Raw genomic sequence first — 17,913 nt, forward strand, 5'->3', positions numbered from 1 at the left:
GATCGCGGCGTGACGAAGGGCACGCAGCCGCCATGGGCAGTTCCGGATGAGTTGTGGGCAAGGATCCAGCCTTTGTTGCCGGTGGCGCCTCGTCGTGCCGATCGCCCTGGGCGCAAGCGCCTGGAGGATCGCAAGGTGCTGTCGGGCATCTTGTTTGTGCTCTACACCGGGATCTCGTGGGAGCATCTGCCGCAGGAGTTGGGCTTCGGTTCGGGGATGACCTGCTGGCGGCGGCTGCGGGACTGGCATGCCGCCGGGGTCTGGCAGCACCTGCATAAGCTGTTGGTGGCGGAGTTGCACGCCGCGGGTCGGCTGGACTGGTCCAAGACGGTGATCGACAGCTCTCACGTCCGGGCGCTGAAGGGGGTCCAAAAACGGGTCCGAGCCCGGTCGACCGTGGGGAGACGGGCTCCAAGCATCACGTGATCGCCGATGGCAACGGCATCCCTCTGGCTCTGAGTCTGACCGGTGATAACCGCAAGGACGTCACCCAGCTGATGCCGCTGCTGAGGTCGATTCCGCCCGTGCGGGCGCGGCGTGGCCGCCCCCGCCGACGGCCCAAGGTTTTGTACGCCGACAGAGGCTACGACCACGACAAGTACCGACGGCTGGTCTGGGCCACCGGCGTGAAGCCGATGATCGCCCGCCGAGGTTCTGGGCATGGCTCCGGCCTGGGCGTCCACCGCTGGGTGATCGAGCAGACCATCGCACTGCTGCACTGGTTCGGTCGTCTGCGCATCCGCTGGGAGATCCGCGACGACATCCACGAGGCCTTCATGGCCCTCGGCGCCGCCATCATCTGCTGGCGGCGCCTCGCCCGCTGATCATTGGGTTGGAGGTCCTTAGTCGTGAGGACCGGACCGGGGCCGATATTCGGTGGTCTGCCCGCCCCCTGAGGACGCAAGATGAGGCGCATGACTCTGGCCACCCCCATGCTGCACACCGCTCGCCTGCGACTGCGCCCCTTTACCGACGCCGACGCGGATGCCCTCTTCGCGCTGCACAGCAGCACCTACGTGATGCGCTACTGGGACTCCCCGCCGTGGACCGAACGGGCCCGCGCCGAGCGCTTCATCATGATGTGCCGGAAGATGGCGGACGAAGGCACCGGGGCGCGGGTGGCCATCGACCGTGTTTCTGACGGGGCTTTCGTCGGCTGGTGCTGTCTGACCGGATGGAACCCGGACTACCGCAGTGCGTCGCTGGGCTACTGCCTCGATGAGGCGATGTGGGGCCACGGCTTCGCGACGGAGGCCGCGCACGCGTTGCTGCGGTGGGCATTCGACACACTGGACCTGAATCGTGTTCAGGCCGAGACCGATACGCGCAACGTGGCATCTGCCCGGGTTCTGGAGAAGATCGGATTCGTACGTGAAGGGACGTTGCGGGAAGACTGCATCGTAAACGGCGATGTGTCCGACTCGTGGGTGTTCGGGTTGATTAGGCGAGAGTGGCAGCCGTCGGTCGTGCCGATTCCAGCCTGCTAAGAGCTCCGAACCACCTCATTGTGTTCTAAAGGCGGCGCCTCCTCAACATCCGATTCCCGGTCGACTCGCCATCCAGCGAGGGCCATGCACACCAGCTATCGAAGCGTCTGCGCCAACTCTGCGGCCTTCGCCGTGACAGCTGACACCTCAGTGAGGTCATGAACTTCAGCGGACAGATTCTGGAACACCTGCTGGGCATTCTTCGAATGCATCCCTCTGCTGGCGGGTCTGGGGCGGTGCGATGACCACCTGCAGGTCGACATTCGGGTTGATGGTGCTTGTCCGGCCAACCGTGTCTATGACACGTGCCTCTTCGCCCCTCCGCAGCCGCTCCAGCGCGTACCCCCAAGCCTTCACCTTCATGGGGACGTCCTCAACGAGATCGAACCAGGATCGGTTCACGATCTGACCGCCGCTCGCATGCACGTGCTGGGCGCGCTGTGCGCCGCAGCCACAGCCGGCCTGCCCACTCTCGCCGACAGCGGCTACGACGGCGCCGGGATCGGCATTCACACCCGATCAAACAGTCCGAGGGAAACCAGATCCTCAGCCCGGACAACCGCACCTACAACCGACTCCTGAGCGCCCTGCGATGCCTCGGCGAACGCGGGTTCGCCCTGCTCGGACCATTCTCGGCCGAACGGCTGATATATCCAGGAGGATCTCGGTCAAAGAGTCGAGTTGAGTGCGCAATCATCTTTGAAACGATCTGTGCTCGTCGTCAGACCAAGCGCTGAAAGGACTGCGGATGGGCACGAAAAACAAAGGCACCGTGGCGTTTCTTGTCATCTGTTTCGGGACGACCTGGGCATACATCTTCGGGGCGCGGTTCCTCTTGGACTTGTCCCTGGTCAATCCCCTGGTGCAACTGCCGATGGCTTTCTTTCCAGCCATAGCGGCTATCATTGTCCGCCGTTGGATCACCAGAGAGGGCTTCCGCGACGCGGGACTGGCACTCCGGCTCAGCAGCGGCTGGCCATACTATGTCGTCGCCTGGGTGGGCCCGCTACTCGTTGTCATGGCGGCCGTCGGGTTAGCAGCGGCCCTGGGATTGTGGAGTCCGGACCTGTCACCGCTGGACACCATAGTGGTGGGGCTGCCCGCCTGGGCATCTCTTTCTCTGCTGATGGCGGTCGTCGTCCTGCTCATCCCCGTCTACTGGGGCGAGGAATTCGGCTGGACCAGCTATCTGAGGATGCGTATCTTCACCGACCGCCCGCTTCTGTCCGTGACCGCCACCGGACTTATTTGGGCGGTGTGGCACTACCCGCTGGCCTTCGTGGGCTACATCGAGTTCGAGAACATCCCCCTTGGATTGTTCATCTGGACCGTTACATTCCTCTTTCAGGAGGTCATTCTCGCCTGGCTACGGCTGCGCAGCGGCACCATCTGGACATCGAGTCTGGCCCACGCGGGTAACAACATGGTGCTCTTCCTGCTGACCGGCATGCTTCTGCCCAACCTCGACATCAACACCATCACACTGCTCGTCACCGCCCCGCTCGCCGCGATCAGCGCCTGGATCGTGCTCAGCGGGAAGTTCAGGAGCGATAAGGGCGCGCTATCCGAGGACAGCCCTCTGGTTTCGGGGTCTACCTCTGGTCGATCACATCCCTCAAATTCTGGCGGCTTCTGACCCGATTTCGCGTGGGAGATCGGGTAGAGCTCTCTTGGGATACCGTTATGTTTTCGGCCGGCGGGGGTTCTTGTGGTGAGAACTCGTCTACCGGAGGCTCCACGTCTGTTTCCGGCCTTCGGCGACTTCTCCCGGAAGGCCCGAAACGTGACCACAGGCGTCTCATTATTTCTCTGAGATCACCTCACCGTCACCTTCCGTCATCGACCCGGTTCTCATGGCTTCGACCTCCAGCAAGATCAGTTCGGCTGAGCAATCATGCTCACGAATGCAGCCTGTTCTGTATGCACGACCACACTCACGCAAGCGATTTTCGGCACTCAAAGTGGCCGAGAAACTCTTCCCATTCCTTATCGGTGGGCGTGCGGGTCACCGCCGGCGAACGAGCCATGCGTCGCCGCGACCGGCTTGACGGCGGTGAACTCAAGGCCGTTGCGTTCTCGGTTGATGGACGCTCGCCGGCTCGATGAGGCAGGTGTTGGGGGCACCTCGGTGTGCACCTGACGAACGCGTCCCCTGATGATCGTCGGTGTCTGGCCAGCCGATCAAGAACAGGGGCCGCAGATCCATGACAGGTTGCCCTTGTGGTGGGTGATGGCCAGCACCAGCAGCCCGTGCGCCTGCCGTACCGGATCCGTCAGGACGCTGGGGCGAGCAAGGCGCGGGCAGCCTGCTCGGCCTCGGGGGGTGCGGTGGCGATGACCGCGTCCAGAGTGGTGCGGGCGGTCTCCAGCTCGTGGATGGCGGCCTGGATACGGGCGCGTTCGCGGTGGAGGTCGAGCAGGAGCTCGGGGCAGTCGGCGATGAGAGCGTCACCGTCCTTGCCCATACAAGGCAGCAGGTCGGCGATGGTGGTCGTGGACAGTCCGGCGGCGAGCAGGTTGCGGATGTGGCGGACGGTTGCCACGTCCGTTTCGACGTACTCCCGGTAGCCGCTGGGTTTGCGCTCGGGGCGGAGGAGGCCCTGCTCCTCGTAGTAGCGCAGGAGGCGGCGGTTGACCCCGGTGCGTCGTTCGAGTTCCCCGATGCGCATGTTTCCTCCGGCGTATGGCTTGACTGTCACATCGATGTGACAGTTTAGCTTGACCGCATGACATCGCCAGATAAACGAGAAGTCGCAGGTCGGCGACCGGATGTTGCTGGGGCGCGACAGTGGGCCGGGCTCGCGATGCTGGCTCTGCCCACATTGCTGTTGGCCATGGACGTCACAGTGCTCTACCTCGCAGTGCCACATCTCGTGGCGGATCTGCAGCCCAGCAGCGAGCAGATGTTGTGGATCACTGACGTCTACGGGTTCATGATCGCCGGATTCCTCGTGACGATGGGGACGCTGGGCGACCGGATCGGGCGACGCAGGCTGCTGATGTGGGGAGCGGGGGCGTTCGGCATGGCATCGGCGGCCGCCGCGTACGCCCCCAACGCGGAGGCGCTGATCGCCGCCCGGGCGCTGCTCGGGATTGCGGGGGCGACGCTGATGCCCTCCACGCTGGCGCTGATCAGCAACATGTTCCGGGACGCGCGCCAGCGGGGGACCGCCATCGGCATCTGGGCGGCGAGCATGTCCGGCGGAGTCGCTCTGGGGCCGGTGGTCGGCGGGGCGCTGCTGGAATCGTTCGGATGGGGGGCGGCGTTCCTGATCGCCGTGCCGGTGATGGCGCTGCTGCTGATGGGCGGGCCGCTGCTGCTCCCGGAGTACCGCGACACCACCGCAGGGCGGCCCGACCTGGCCAGCGTCGCGCTTTCCCTGGTCGCCATGCTGACGATCGTGTACGGCGTCAAGCTGCTGTCCCACGGGGGCGACCCCGTCCTGAGCGGCGTGATCGTCCTGGCAGGTCTGGCCGCGGGAGTGGTGTTCTGGCGGCGCCAGCGCGGGCTTGCCGACCCGGTGCTCGACGTGACGCTCTTCCGGAATCGTGCCCTCACCGGCGCCCTGCTCGTCCTGCTCCTGGGCCTGGCCGCCACCGCCGGCACCTACCTGTTCGTCACGCGGTTCCTCCAGGGAGTCGAGGGCCTGTCCCCGCTTGCGGCGGGCCTGTGGCTGGTGCCGTCGTCGGTTGCCATGATCCTCACCTCCCTGGCTGCCCCCATCCTGGTACGGCGACTGCCCGAGCGGGTCGTGGTCGCCGGGTCCCTGGCGGTATCGGCGGCTGGCTTCCTCCTGCTGGCCCTGCTCGACCAGGCAGCCGGGCTTCCCCTCCTGATTGCCGGCATCGTCGTCGTCTACATCGGCCAGGGCCCGATCATGGCGCTGGGCACCGACCTCGTTGTCGGCTCCGCCCCGCCCGAGAAGGCCGGATCCGCTGCGGCCATGTCCGAAACGAGCACCGAACTCGGCCTGGCCCTGGGTGTGGCCGTCCTGGGCAGCGTCGGAGCCGCCGTCTACCGTCAGGCCGTGCCCACCGCGATTCCCGCCGGCCTTCCGTCGGAGGCGACCTCCGCCGCCCGCGACTCGATCGAGGCCGCGGTCACCGCCGTCGCACACCTTCCGCCCGCACAGGCGGAAGCCGTACTCGCCCCCGCCCAGGAGGCGTTCACTGCCGGCCTCAACCTCGTCGCCGGGATCGGCGCGGTCGCCACCCTGGCCCTGGCCGTACTCGGGTGGCAGACCAAGTACGGGAGAAAGGGATAGTGGGGTGTTGAGGTGCTGCTCAGAGGGTTCGTTTGTCGGGTGATGTGACCCTCCGCTTGGGTTTGGTTGCGGTTTGATGAACACGGCCGTTCGGCAGGGTTGATCATCGCTACGGTTTCCGGGGTCTGGACGCCGGGATCGAGGCGAGAGACGGCCTGAGGTGACGTGGATCGAGCGGACCGCCTATCCGCAGTTCAAGCGGCTGACGTCGGCGCGGGTGCTGCACGTGTTCTTCACGCCGTCGCCGGAGGAGGTGGACTGGGCTGAACAGCGCACCGGCAGCCCGGAGTCGTGTTTCGCGCTGGTGCTGGCGTTGAAGTGCTTTCAGAAGATGGCGCGCTTTCCGTCCTGGGACGAGATTCCCGAGGTGGTGATTGACCACGTCCGGCGCTGCTTGGAGTTGGCCGAGGACGTCTGGCCGGGCCATGGCTCCTCCGGCAGCGCGAAGGCGCATCGCAAGCTGGTGCGCCAGCGTCAGGACGTGAAGTACGACGCGGGCCGGGCCAGGGCGATCGCCGCGGTGGCGATCCGGAAGGCGGCCCAGGCCAAGAACAATCCAGCGGACCTGATCAACGCGGCGATCGAGGAGTTGCTCCGGCTGCGGCTGGAACTGCTCGGATACACGACGCTGGAGGACCTGGCCACCAGTGTCCGCGCCGAGGTGAACGCCGCCATCTTCGCCACGATCCTGCGGCGGATGGGCGAGGCCGGCCGGGCCCGGATGGAGGGGTTTGCTCGTCGTCGGGCCGGACGGCAAATCGACGTTCAACGCTCAAGAAGCCCGCCCAGCGGGCCACCTGGTCGCGGCTACGGGATCAGGTGTCGTGGCTGGATCAGGTGGACGCGCTCGGCGACACCGACGCGTGGCTGGACGGCATCGCGGCGTGGAAGATCGCCGACTTCGCGGGAGAGGCCGACGCCCAGGACGCCGACACCTTGTCGCGCTACGACCCGGTCGAGCAGGTGGCGTTGCTGGCCTGCCTGACGCACACCGCCCGGATGCGGGCGCGCGATGACCTGGCCGAGATGTTGTGCAAGCGGATGGCCTCCCACGTCAAACGGGCCAAGGCGGAGCTGGAGGAGATTCGCGCTCGGCAGCGTGCGACCAGGGAGCGGCTGATCGGTACCTACCGTCAGGTGCTGGAACGTCTCAACCCCGGTAGCGAGACCTCGGCCGCCGGGGCCGAGGCGGTGGCGCGGGCCATGGAGGCGGTGACCTCGTGCGCGGCGGGCGCCGGGCAGGTCCGGCCGCTGGACGAGGTGCTGTCGGCGCTCGTGGTGCAGACCCACAGCGTGCAGGCGGTGCGGGCGGCGGTGGAGCAGGCCGGCGGGTTCGCCGCGCAGCTGGCCGACATCGAGGAGGTGGCCGCCTTCCATGGCGACGCGCACGAGCTGCTGGTGTACCGGTTCTTCAAGAAGGACCGGCCGGCGCTGTTCGAGCTGGCGGGCAAGCTGCGGCTGAAGGCCACCTCCAGCGACGATTCGATGCTGGCCGCGCTGGCGCACGCCCGTGAGCACTCACCCAGGCGGCGCGGCTTCATCCCGCTGCCGCTCCCGGTGGAGGAGGACAAGCCGGAGTCGGGCCTCGCGTTCGCCTCGGGCAACTGGCGGCGCGCGGTGACCGACCGGCGCCGTCCCGGCATGGTGGCGCGCCGACACTTCGAGGCGATGGTGTTCTGCTACCTGGCCGAGGAACTGCGCACCGGCGACGTGGCCGTGCTCGGCTCGAACGAGTACGCCGACCCGAGCGCACACCTGCTGCCCTGGGAAGACTGCCAGCCGAGGCTGGTCGCCTTCTGCGAGAAGGTCGGGCTGCCCGACACCCCCGCCGGCTTCGTCGCCCACCTCAAGGACGCCCACCTGAGCGCGGCCGCGCATCTGGACGCCGGCTACCTCGACAACCCCGACCTGGTCATCGACGACAATGGCGTGCCCACCCTCAAACGCCGCCGCGGCAAGGGCACCGATGCCGAGGCCGAACGGCTGGCGGCCGCGATCGAGCGGCGTATGCCCGAACGCTCGCTGCTGTCCATCGTCGCGCGCACCGCCCACTGGCTGAGCTGGTATCGCCACTTCGGCCCCGCCTCCAAGATCAAGGACAAGCTGGGGCGGTACTCGCTGGCCGTGTTCACCGGCGGCATCAACATCGGCCCGTACGAGGCGGCCAAGCACATCGCCGCCGTCACCGCCCGCGAGCTGTCCATGGTCCGCAACCGGCACATCACCCTGAAGAAGCTGAACGCCGCCATCGCGGATGTGGTCAATGCGTTCGCCGAGCTGGACGTGGTCAAGGCATGGGGGGACGGCAGCGCGGTGGCCGCCGGCGGCACCCAGGTGGACACCTACATCGACAATCTCCTGGCCGAGACCAGCATCCGGTACGGAGGATTCGGCGGCATCGCCTACCACTACATCTCCGACACCTACGTGGCGCTGTTCTCCCGGTTCATCCCGTGCGGGGTGTGGGAGGCGGTGTACCTGGTCGAGGGGCTGCTGGCGAATGCCTCTGACCTCCAGCCCTCCACCGTGCACGCCGACACCCAGGGCCAGAACTTCCCGGTCTTCGCCCTGGCCACGTTGTTCGGGTTCGACCTGATGCCGCGCATCCGCAACTTCAAGGACCTGATCTTCTTCCGCGCCTCGGAGAAGATCGCCTACCCGCACATCGACCAGCTGTTCGGCGAGAGCGGCCGCAACGTGATCGGCTGGAAGCTGATCGACAAGCACTGGGTCGATCTGATGCAGGTGGCGATCTCGATCAGCGAGGGCCGCCTGTCCTCGGCCACGTTGATGCGGTTCTTGCGGTCCAACTCCCGTAAGAACCGCATCTACAAGGCCTTCCGTGAGGTCGGCCGCAGCGTACGGACCGTCGCCCTGCTGCGGTATCTGGCCGACCCGGCGCTGCGAGCCCGGGTCACCGCGGCGACCAACAAGGTCGAGTCCTACAACGGGTTCTCCAAGTGGCTCGGCTTCGGCGGGGTCCTGGCCGACAACGGCCCCGAAGAGCAGGAGAAACTGATCAAGTTCAACACGTTGCTGGCCAACCTGGTCGTCTTCCACAACGCCCTGGACATCTCCGATGTCGTGCGGCAGCTGGTTGCCGAGGGCTGGCAGATCACGGGCCGATCAGCTCGGCCAGATCGAGCCCTACCTGCGGGCCCACGTCAGCCGCTTCGGCGCGTACGCCACCGACGAGCTGCGCCATCGGCCGGATCCGTTCGACCCCCTGCTGAAGGAGGTCGACTTCACCGACGTCGAACTGGCCGCGTGATCTCCGAGGCGCTGGCGGGGCGTCTGCGCGGAGCCGGTTCAGCAGTCCCGGTAGCGTGCGCTCATGACCGAGATGCTGACGCTAACGCCCGATGATGACTTGGCGATGCTGCTGGAGGGCAACCAGCGGTTCGTCGCCGGCGCGCCGGAGCATCCCAACCAGGACGCCGCCCGCCGCGCCGAGACCGCGCCGGAATTTCCTGGCCATTGACCACCGGGACTCACAGCCTGGCTGCTGCCGGCGCGCTCCAGGTTCGGCATGGCCGGGAAGGTCTCATCCGGCCTCGTGCTCGTGAGGCCGGATGAGCCGGTGCTATTGAGCGGTCATCGTGATCTCGGCGGGCACATCTCGGCTTCCATTTCCTTGGTGAGGATGTTGATCGGGTTGCCCCAGTCGCCGTTGATGTTGGAGACGACCATGTGCTTGCCGTCTCGGGTGCCCATCGCATAGGTCCAGGAGCCGTGGATCCTGCCACCGTTGCCCCAGATCGTCACGCCGCAGGACAGCTTCTGGGAGAAGACGCCGAGCCCATAGGCGGTGTTGTCGATCCACTGCACGCCCTTGGTGGAGATGGTGGTGAACATCTCCTTTTGCTGCGCGGGCGGCAGCAAACGGCCACTCAGCACTGCCCGATAGAAGGTGTGCAGGTCGCTCATGGTCGAGACGATGCTGCCGGCTGCCCCGGCCCAGGAGGCGTTCATGTCGGTGAGGTCGTAGGGGGTTGTGGTGTCCTCGCCGACCAGGAACTTGACGTAGTGCTGCGCGTGCGGCCGGCGCAGCTTCGTGCCTTCGCCCGGCAGGTACGTCTTCCTCAGGCCGAGCGGGCGGATGATGCGCTGGGTGATCTCTTCGGCGTAGGACCTGCCGGTGACCTTCTCGATGATCATCCCGGCGAGCGTGTAGTTGGTGTTGGAGTAGCCCCAGCCCTTGCCCGGCGCGAAGGAGGGCGGGTTGGCCATGGCCACCTTCACCAGCTGCTCGGGGCGGTAGCTGTCGAAACGGCCCTTGAGGAAGGCGGTGCTCCACTGTTCGGTCGCCAGGCCCTCATCCGAGGTGTAGGGGAAGATGCCGCTGGTCTGGTTGAGCAGTTGCCTGATGGTGATCTTGCTGCCGTCGTGGCCGTTGCCCTTCACCACGCCGGGCAGCCACTTGTCCACAGTGTCGTCCAGGCTGAGCCGGCCCTCGGCCGCCAGCTTCAACACCACGACTGCGACGAACGTCTTGGTGGTGCTGCCGGCCCGGAAGTATTCCTGCTGTCGGCGCTTGAGGCCGGTGTCGGTGTCGGCCACGCCTGCCGTACCGAACCATGACCCGCGGCCATCACGGACGTCAGCTATGGCGCCCGGCATGCCGTCAGCCACGGCTTGGTCGAGTACCTGCTGGACTTCGGCGTGGTCGTCGGCCACCGCCGCCGACGCGTTTGCGGTCACGGCGACTGCGGCGGCGAGCAGGCAGGCGGCAGTGCGGAGGGTCTTGGTCATGGGTAGATCGCCTTTCCTTCAAGTGGAGTGTTCGCGCAAGGGGAATACGTGAGTCAGCCGGTGACACGGTGGAGCAGGATGTCGCCCTGGGCGACGTGGGCGTGGAGCTCGACGGTGTTGCCGTCGGACACCTCGGAGTCGTCGCCCAGGTTGTCGTGGACGCTGCCGAGCGCGGTCCTGGCGTCCAGCAGTACGGCGGTGCCGTTCGGGATCCCGACGTTGATCGTCCCGGCGCCGACGTCCAGATCGGCGCGCCCGCGCGCCATCGCGCCGACCTTGACGGCGCCTTGCTCGACGGTCACGCGCAGGCCGTCTTCTGCCCGGTCCACCGTGACGTTCCCGGCGCCGTTGCCGATCACGGTGGCGCCGATGCTCTCGCCGACCTTGATCTGGCCGTGGGCGGTGGTGAGGGCAGCCGGGCCCCCGGACGTGGCCACGGTGATGTCGCCGTCGTCGGTGCTCAGGCGCGACTCGCCGGTGCGGGCGAGGTGGATGTGGCCACGGGAGACGTGGGCCCGTACCTCGCCCAGGCGGCCCTGGCCGTTCAGGTGCCCGTCGCGGAGGCTGATGTCGAGCGCCGAGCCGTTGGGCAGTTCGACCGTCACTGCGACGCGTCCGGGAAGGGATCGGATGCTCGAGCGGTCCTTGACCGTCAGGCGGCCGCCTGCGTAGGTGACGCGGGCGCGTTCGGCGGCTGCGACGTCGGTGGCGTCGGCCAGATCGGCCGGCCGTACCTCGACGGTGGTGTCGGTGCGCTGGGTCGCGCTGATGCGGATGTCGGCCGCGGTGAATGACAAGGCGGCGACGATCGGCTCCGGTGTGTCAAAGGTATCCATGGGTGGTTCGCTTTCAGCGGGGGTCGGTGGCGGGCGGCGTGCTTACGCACCGATGGAAACGCCGAACTCCGCTTCGATGACTTTGAACATGGGGTCCCAGGACTTCCACTCGGTGTTGGTGTGCACGGCGACGGTGTGCCGGCCATCGGGAGTGCCGACCGCGAAGAAATAGGAGCCCCAGAGGCTGCCGCCGACGCCGCGCAGCGTCCGGCCGCCGGTCGCCTGCTCGTCGAACTCGAACATGCCCAGGCCGTAGCGGGCGTGCGGCATCCAGTAGCCGCCCTCGGTGGAGACCGTGGTCCACATCTGCCGGTGCTGTGCGGGCGGCAGCAGGCTGCCGGTGGTCATCGCGTTGAAGAAGCGGATCATGTCCGTCGTGGTGGAGACGACGTTGCCGGCCGCGTAGCCCAGGGAGGAGTTGAGCTCGGTGACGTCCAGAGGCGGCAGGCCGGGCTCCTCCATCAGCGATTCCCAGTTCTCCGGGGTGACCGCGGCCGGGTCGGCGCCGTCCTTGAGGAACTGGTGGGAGTAGCCTCGCGGGTGCGGACTGGGGTAACCGGTCTCGGTGGTGGGGCGCACGCGGGTGTGGGTCAGGCCGAGCGGCTGGACGACCCGGCGGTCGACCTCGTCGGCGTAGCTGTTGCCGGTGACCTTCTCGATGATCGCGCCGGCGATGTAGAAGCCGCCGTTGGCGTACTCGAAGCGTTCGCCGGGCGCACCGACCGGCGGCTGGGACACCGCCACCCGCAGCAGTTCCTCGGTGCTGAAGGTGTCGAAGCGATGCCGGTCGAACCCGGAGCGGGTGGCGTAGCGGTGGCTGACTTCCGGGGCCAGGCCGGTGGCGAACAGGCCGCTGGTGTTGCTGAGCAGGTGCCTGATGGTGATCTTGTCGCCGTCGTAGCCGTTGACGTCCAGCACGCCGGGCAGGTGGGCGTTGACCGTGTCGTCGAGGCTGAGGCCGGCCTCGGCCTCCAGGACCAGAAGCGTCGCGGACGTGAAGGCCTTGCCGCTGCTGCCGGCGTGAAAGTACTCGCCCGGCACGCGCGGGGAGCCGGTTTTGATGTCGGCCACGCCGGCGGTGCCGAACCAGGTGCGGTCGCCGTCCTTGACCTCGGCGACGATGCCGGGAATGCCGACCTCGGCCACTGACCAGTCGAGCACCTGCTGCACGTTCTCGTGGGCTGCCATTGCACTGCCTTTCGGACGTTTCTTCCGTACGTCCTCCACGGTGTCCACCGGCGCTTACATGCGTCTTAGAACGCTCTTTTAGCCGGAATGGCGCCACTTTCAAGCGGCACGTGCGCGTCTTTGTGCTCATAGCCTTTGTGCATGCGGATGGAGTTGCTGGGACCGGTCCGGGCCTGTGCCGACGATGGCACGCCGATCGAGGTCGGCGGCGTCATGGTCCGAGCGCTGCTGGCCCGGCTGGCTCTGGCCGAGGGCGAGATGGTGCCGGTCGACGCGCTCGTTGACGGCCTGTGGGGGGAGCATCCGCGCGGGGGCACCGTCAACGCACTGCATGGGCTGGTGCATCGGCTGCGCAAAGCTCTGGGCGAGGCCGAGGTCGTGGAGAGGGCGGCCGGCGGGTACCGCCTGCACGTATGCGCCGAGGACGTCGACGCCTGTCGGTTCGAGGAGAAGGCGAAGCGGGGCGGTCGCGAACTGGCCGCGGGTGACGTGCGGCGAGCGGCCTCGCTGCTGGACGAGGCGCTGACGCTGTGGAGGGGAGACGCGCTGGCCGACGTGCGTGACACCCCCTTCGCCGCCACGGCCGGCGCGCGGCTGGACGAGCTACGGGTCGCGGCCATGGAAGACCGTTTCGAGGCGGAGCTGCGACTGGGCCACCACGACGAGATCCTGGCCGATATGGCGGCGATGGCCGCCGGTCACCCGCTGCGCGAACGGCTGGCCGGATTGCGCATGCGAGCGTTGCACGCGGCAGGCCGCCAGTCCGACGCGCTGGCCGTGTTCGACCAGGTCCGCGGCACCCTCGCCGAGGAACTGGGCGTCGACCCCTCCGAGGACCTCCGCGAGACGCACCTCGCCGTACTGCGGGGTGAACGGAAGTACCCCCAGGCGCGACAGGCTCGGCCGCACGCAGTGCCAGGACGTCTACCCGCCCAGCTGACCAGCTTCGTCGGCAGGCAGGAGGAGCTGAGGTTGCTGGCCGGGTTGCTGGAGTCCTCCCGGCTGGTCACCGTCGTGGGCCCCGGAGGAGTGGGCAAGACCCGGCTGGCCGTGGAGGCCGTGAGCCGGCATCGGGTCCATCAGCGAGGCCGGGCCTGGCTGGTCTCCCTGGCCGCGGTGAACACGGCCGACGGGCTGGTGGAGGCGGTGCTGAGCACGATCAGCCTCGCCGGAGCCCAGCCGGCCGGCACGCTACTGGAGCGGGTGGTCAACCTGCTCGCCGGTGGTGAAGGCGTGCTGGTTCTGGACAACTGCGAACAGATCTCCGGAGCCGTCGCGGAGTTCGCCGGGCAGTTGCTGGAGCGCCAGCCGGACCTGACCATCCTGGCCACGAGCCGGGAACCGCTGGACGTCATGGGTGAGGCGCTGTGCCGCCTGGGGCCCCTCGTCCTCCCCCCGGCGCACGCGGATCACGATCGTGCCTCCGCATCGGCCGCGGTGCGGCTGTTCCTCGACCGGGCGGGAGCCGTACGACCCGGCTTCGCACTGGACGCGTCGACCGCGCGGCCGGTCGTGGACATCGTGCGCCGGCTGGACGGGCTGCCGCTCGCCCTGGAACTGGCTGCGGCACGCCTGCGGACCATGAGCGCCGAGCAGATCGCCCGGCGGCTGGATGACCGCTTCCGGCTGCTCAGCACCGGTAACCGGACCGCCCAGCCCCGCCAGCAGACGCTGCATGCGGTCATCGAGTGGAGCTGGGATCTCCTCACCTCACAAGAGCGCACACTGGCCGCCCGGATATCGATATTTCCGGCGCAGACGGGTATCGCTGTGATCGAAGCGGTCTGCGCGGATGAGACGCTTCCCGCGGACGAGGTCGTCTACCTCCTGGACTCCCTGGTCGACAAATCCATCGTGGAGCGGGCCGGCGACGGCTACCGGATGCTGGAAACCATCCGGGCACACGCGGCGGGGAAGCTCCGACTCGCAGGAGAGACCGACGCCGTCCTGCGTGGGCTCACCCGGTACTTCGCGGACCTGGCCGACGAACACGAGCCGCTGCTGCGCTCGGACAAGCAGGCGGAGTCGCTGCGGCTGTTCCAGGCCGAGTACGACAACCTGATGTACGCCCTGCAAACGGCCATCGACGGAGACGACGCCGAGACCGCGGCCCGGATGCTCGGACCGCTGTACTGGTACTGGGTCATGCTCCGCTACGACGCCCGGGCCGAGACCTACATCGCCAAGGTCACCGAGTTCGGCGACGCGCTGCCCGCGGACGCCCGCGCCGCGTTCACCGCGATCCACCTGGTGGGCGTCGAGGGCGGGCCGATCACTGACCACGAGCGGCTCCGCGCGCTCATCGGCGACTGCGCGCGCACGGGCGCGCTGCGCCGCTATCCGATGCTGCTGACGATAGTGCTGGTGATGGCGGCGATACTCGGGCTGGACGAGCTGCTCGATCGAGAGATCGCCCGGGTGCGCAGCGGCCCGGACCGCTGGGCGATCGCCTGCACCTTCATGATCGAAGCCATGCGCCATCGCGAACAGGGCGACCGGGAGAGCTCCGCGACCGCGATGACCACGGCACTGCGCCTGTTCGAGGAGACGGGCGATCGGTGGTGGACGGCGAAGGCGCTGTACGGCCTGGCCCAGATCCACGCCATCGCCGGAGACCACGACCAGGCGATCACCGCCTACGAGCACAGCCTCGCGATCGCCACCGACCTCGGCTCGCAGGACGAGGTCTCCACCCGGCTCGGGCTCGCCACGGAACGCATGCGCGCCGGCGACCTGGCCGGCGCGAGGCGCGACATCGACACCGCCGAACGAGCGGCCTGGCGGCGTGGCCAGCCGGCGCTGGAGATCGAGGTGCTCGGCGTCCAGGCAGAACTGCACCGCCGCTCCGGAGAGGTCGAACGCGCCGATCAAGCGCTCGACCGGATGGAGGCGCTCCTGCGCAAGCTGCCCCAGTCGGCGGAGGCCATCGACCCTCGGCTGCTCCTCGCTCGGGTAGCCAACCTCCTCACCGCTGGCGACGCCGTACGCGCCCGCGAACTGATGCCCCGCGCTGTCGAGGCGGCGCAGGCGATCATGGATGCCCCCTTGGCTGCTCAACTCCTGGCCAGGCTACTGTTGCTGGAGGGCGATCCGGCAGGCGCGGCCACCGCGCTCGGCCTGAGTCAGGCCATCCGCGGCGCCTTCGACCACGGCGACACCGAACTGCGCTGCCTCTCGGAGATGCTCGCGGAGTCGCTCGGCCGTACCGACTACGACAGCGCCTATGAACGGGGCGCCGACCTGACCCCACACGAGGCCACCGACCGTCTGACAAAGCTACGTGTATAAGTCCAGGGTGGCAGGGGCATTTGAGCCGATTGTCGTACATGAGGCAGGCCAAGTACGAGGAAAAGAGCAATGTGCCGCACAGGTCGGCGAAGTTCGGCAGCACCCAGTGGATCTCCGTCTGCTTGTCCATCGCCTGTCTCCGTGCGATCACACAGCTCACCGGGAGCGGGAACTCACGTGGGTTCGGCATCTCAACGCCTGTTCGCCTCGTGCGTTCAGCGCGCTGAATGTCGCGCGGGAGTGTCAGCGGAGGGCGGCTTCGAGCGCGTCCGGCAGGGCGGTGTCGGTGATGACCAGTTCGTCGCCCAGGTTGAGGATGCGCACCTCGCCGTGATCGAGTTCGAGCCGGAGGCCGATCTCCGTCTCGATCCGGTGGTCGATGATGCGGTGAACGGCTCGGATCGGCTGGCCGATGAATCGGCTCATCAGGAAATTGTCTGGGGCGGGACCGACGGTGACCTGGCCGTACTCGTCCATGTCATAGGAGTCGTGTGGTTGATCGAGCGTCAGCTCGAGCGAAGCGTCGGGGGCGGTGTGGAATTGGGACAGGACACATTCACAGCGCAGCCGCCGGCGCCTGCGTGGGCGCCTGAGTGGGATGGTATTCGTCGTGGTCGCGCAGCATGCGCAGGACCGTGGCGGGCGAGGGATGCCGGCCCTTCTTCGCGCCCTGGGTGATGACGAGCCGGGCGGCGATCTCGCGCAGACTCATGTCCTGCTCGCGCAGGTGCAGGGCCATGGACAGCATGGCGGGGTCGGTGACGGTGGCGCCGCCGATGGCCTTGCCGTTCCTGCGGGCGGACTCGTGGCCTTCCAGGGTGCGGTCGCGGATGTGGTTCGCGCGCTTAATCGCGCTGTTCGTCGATGTCGTTGAACAGGTCCTGGAGGGTGTGGGCGGTCGCCGCCCGGGTGGCCCATGTCTCCAGTTGGGCAAGGTCGGTGCAGGCGGTGATCCGTGCCCGCGTGTCATCCGGGACGTCGAGGCCGCGGGCGATCAGAAACAGCAGGACCATCCTGGCTGCCTCTTCGGCTTTGCCTTCAGCTTTGCCTTCAGCTTTGCCCTTTCCGAAGTGTTCGCGGGCGAAGGGGCTGTAGACGGGCCAGGTGGTGGACGTCATGATCTCCTCCAGGAGGCGTCGCACATCCGGTCCGGACATGCTGTAAGCGTATTCATAGTACTTCGGAGCGTGTTCATTGGGCAGCTCTGCCAGTGCCGTGGTGAAAGCTTCGACCACTTTGCGGTCGCGACCGTGGACCATGACCGCCATGGTCGAAAGCCCCATCTGTGCGGCGGCCTGCTGGGGGTCGGTGATGACCGGGATGCTGTCCGGGCCCAGCACCTGGGCTTGCAGGCGGTAGCCGGTGAGGCCCGAGTCGATCGGCTGTGCGTAGTAGGCGGCCGCGTTGCGGTCGGGAGAGATGAGCAGGACCGTGACGTCGCAGTTGAGCAGCAGCCAGAGTGCGGCGGCGTAGCGGGCGAGTTGCTGGGGTTTTTTGGACTTGTCCTGCTGGATCTCCACGATGATGGCGTGCATGGGGGTCTGTGGTGGGCCCAGGATGATGACCACGTCGGCTTCGATGTCGTCGGAGGGGCGGGTGTTGAAGGTCGTGCTCTCCAGCCGGACCACTGGAGTGGCGGGCAGTTCGACCTCCAGAACATCGCGCAGGATGTCCACCGCCAGTTGGGGGCTGTCGTGGAACAGCTCGATGAGGGCGTCATGTCGGGGGGACGGCATGGCACTCATTGTCACACGATGAACACGGAAAGTATCGAGAATGCGCCAGAAGGCTGGCGGAAGGTATGGCGGGACGGGTCAGTATGAGGTGCCCTCAGCAGCTCATGCGTCACAGCTCCCCGTCACGCGCCTGCTGGTCCGAGGAGAGGCGGCACCCGCTCACGCCGTTACCCCTAAGCGGGCCTTTGGCGCCCGCCCCGAGCAACCCCCGTGCTGGTCGGCCTGGGTCGGCTTGCGAACTAGCGAGGGTCGTGTTCGGCGAGGAACCGCAGGCTTTCCCGCAGATTCCGCGATATCCGGGCGCCGTCGGGCCGCTCCGTCGATGGCCCTCGCTGACGCGCGTGACCATCAGCGTCCCGAT

15 protein-coding genes and 1 pseudogene are annotated in these 17,913 nt (G+C 67.5%); 9 read left to right on the plus strand and 7 right to left on the minus strand.

Going from position 1 to position 17,913, the window contains the following annotated elements:
- The first annotated feature begins 9 nt into the window (after positions 1-9).
- The 4 genes and pseudogenes from ACIBI9_RS43795 (at position 10) to ACIBI9_RS43810 (ending at position 3,123) form a co-directional block, all read left to right on the plus strand.
- A protein-coding gene (locus ACIBI9_RS43795; protein WP_397231697.1) for an IS5 family transposase occupies positions 10-824 on the plus strand; the annotation gives its coding sequence in 2 pieces (ribosomal slippage) (positions 10-358 and positions 358-824; 816 coding nt in all).
- A 90-nt stretch (positions 825-914) separates the two neighbouring features.
- Positions 915-1,487, plus strand: a complete 573-nt coding sequence (locus tag ACIBI9_RS43800; protein WP_397231699.1) for a GNAT family N-acetyltransferase — start codon at positions 915-917, stop codon at positions 1,485-1,487.
- Between the two features lie 372 nt (positions 1,488-1,859).
- Positions 1,860-2,110 (plus strand): annotated as a pseudogene (locus tag ACIBI9_RS43805) (transposase family protein); the annotation flags it as partial.
- Between the two features lie 125 nt (positions 2,111-2,235).
- The gene (locus tag ACIBI9_RS43810) at positions 2,236-3,123 is read left to right on the plus strand and encodes a type II CAAX prenyl endopeptidase Rce1 family protein (RefSeq protein ID WP_397231701.1); all 888 of its coding nucleotides are present in this window, start codon (positions 2,236-2,238) and stop codon (positions 3,121-3,123) included.
- 637 nt (positions 3,124-3,760) lie between these two features.
- On the opposite strand, the gene ACIBI9_RS43815 is transcribed toward ACIBI9_RS43810, so the two are convergent.
- Positions 3,761-4,156 (minus strand): MerR family transcriptional regulator, encoded by a 396-nt coding sequence (locus ACIBI9_RS43815; protein ID WP_397231703.1) that lies wholly within the window; start codon positions 4,154-4,156, stop codon positions 3,761-3,763.
- 57 nt (positions 4,157-4,213) lie between these two features.
- On the opposite strand from ACIBI9_RS43815, the gene ACIBI9_RS43820 reads away from it, so the two are divergent.
- The 4 genes from ACIBI9_RS43820 to ACIBI9_RS43835 all read left to right on the plus strand — a co-directional run bounded on the left by ACIBI9_RS43820 (position 4,214) and on the right by ACIBI9_RS43835 (position 9,233).
- Positions 4,214-5,752, plus strand: coding sequence for an MFS transporter (locus tag ACIBI9_RS43820; protein WP_397231705.1), 1,539 nt, complete (start codon positions 4,214-4,216; stop codon positions 5,750-5,752).
- Positions 5,753-5,912: 160 nt separating this feature from the next.
- The gene (locus tag ACIBI9_RS43825) at positions 5,913-6,737 is read left to right on the plus strand and encodes a DUF4158 domain-containing protein (protein ID WP_397231707.1); all 825 of its coding nucleotides are present in this window, start codon (positions 5,913-5,915) and stop codon (positions 6,735-6,737) included.
- Between the two features lie 1,022 nt (positions 6,738-7,759).
- Positions 7,760-9,118: a transposase gene (locus ACIBI9_RS43830; protein WP_397231902.1), complete on the plus strand. Its 1,359-nt coding sequence runs from the start codon at positions 7,760-7,762 to the stop codon at positions 9,116-9,118.
- Positions 9,087-9,233, plus strand: coding sequence for a hypothetical protein (locus ACIBI9_RS43835; RefSeq protein WP_397231709.1), 147 nt, complete (start codon positions 9,087-9,089; stop codon positions 9,231-9,233). Before ACIBI9_RS43830 ends, ACIBI9_RS43835 begins: the two co-directional genes overlap by 32 nt.
- Positions 9,234-9,346: 113 nt before the next feature.
- Here ACIBI9_RS43835 and ACIBI9_RS43840 read toward each other — a convergent pair whose 3' ends face one another.
- The 3 genes from ACIBI9_RS43840 to ACIBI9_RS43850 form a co-directional block, all read right to left on the minus strand.
- A complete protein-coding gene (locus tag ACIBI9_RS43840) occupies positions 9,347-10,504 on the minus strand; it encodes a serine hydrolase domain-containing protein (protein ID WP_397231711.1) in 1,158 nt (385 codons plus the stop codon).
- Positions 10,505-10,557: 53 nt separating this feature from the next.
- A complete protein-coding gene (locus ACIBI9_RS43845) occupies positions 10,558-11,301 on the minus strand; it encodes a DUF4097 family beta strand repeat-containing protein (RefSeq protein ID WP_397231713.1) in 744 nt (247 codons plus the stop codon).
- An 81-nt stretch (positions 11,302-11,382) separates the two neighbouring features.
- Positions 11,383-12,528 (minus strand): serine hydrolase domain-containing protein, encoded by a 1,146-nt coding sequence (locus ACIBI9_RS43850; protein WP_397231715.1) that lies wholly within the window; start codon positions 12,526-12,528, stop codon positions 11,383-11,385.
- Positions 12,529-12,669: 141 nt separating this feature from the next.
- Here ACIBI9_RS43850 and ACIBI9_RS43855 point away from each other — a divergent pair, with 141 nt between their 5' ends.
- The gene (locus tag ACIBI9_RS43855) at positions 12,670-15,816 is read left to right on the plus strand and encodes a BTAD domain-containing putative transcriptional regulator (RefSeq protein ID WP_397231717.1); all 3,147 of its coding nucleotides are present in this window, start codon (positions 12,670-12,672) and stop codon (positions 15,814-15,816) included.
- Between the two features lie 243 nt (positions 15,817-16,059).
- Here ACIBI9_RS43855 and ACIBI9_RS43860 read toward each other — a convergent pair whose 3' ends face one another.
- The 3 genes from ACIBI9_RS43860 to ACIBI9_RS43870 form a co-directional block, all read right to left on the minus strand.
- The gene (locus ACIBI9_RS43860) at positions 16,060-16,293 is read right to left on the minus strand and encodes a hypothetical protein (RefSeq protein ID WP_397231719.1); all 234 of its coding nucleotides are present in this window, start codon (positions 16,291-16,293) and stop codon (positions 16,060-16,062) included.
- Positions 16,294-16,372: 79 nt separating this feature from the next.
- Complete coding sequence (locus ACIBI9_RS43865; protein ID WP_397231721.1) at positions 16,373-16,564, minus strand: hypothetical protein; 192 nt, start codon at positions 16,562-16,564, stop codon at positions 16,373-16,375.
- 97 nt (positions 16,565-16,661) lie between these two features.
- Entirely contained in the window at positions 16,662-17,561 is a 900-nt protein-coding gene (locus tag ACIBI9_RS43870) for a hypothetical protein (protein ID WP_397231723.1), read from the minus strand.
- Positions 17,562-17,913 lie beyond the last annotated feature (352 nt).

The organism is Nonomuraea sp. NPDC050451, from assembly GCF_044458585.1.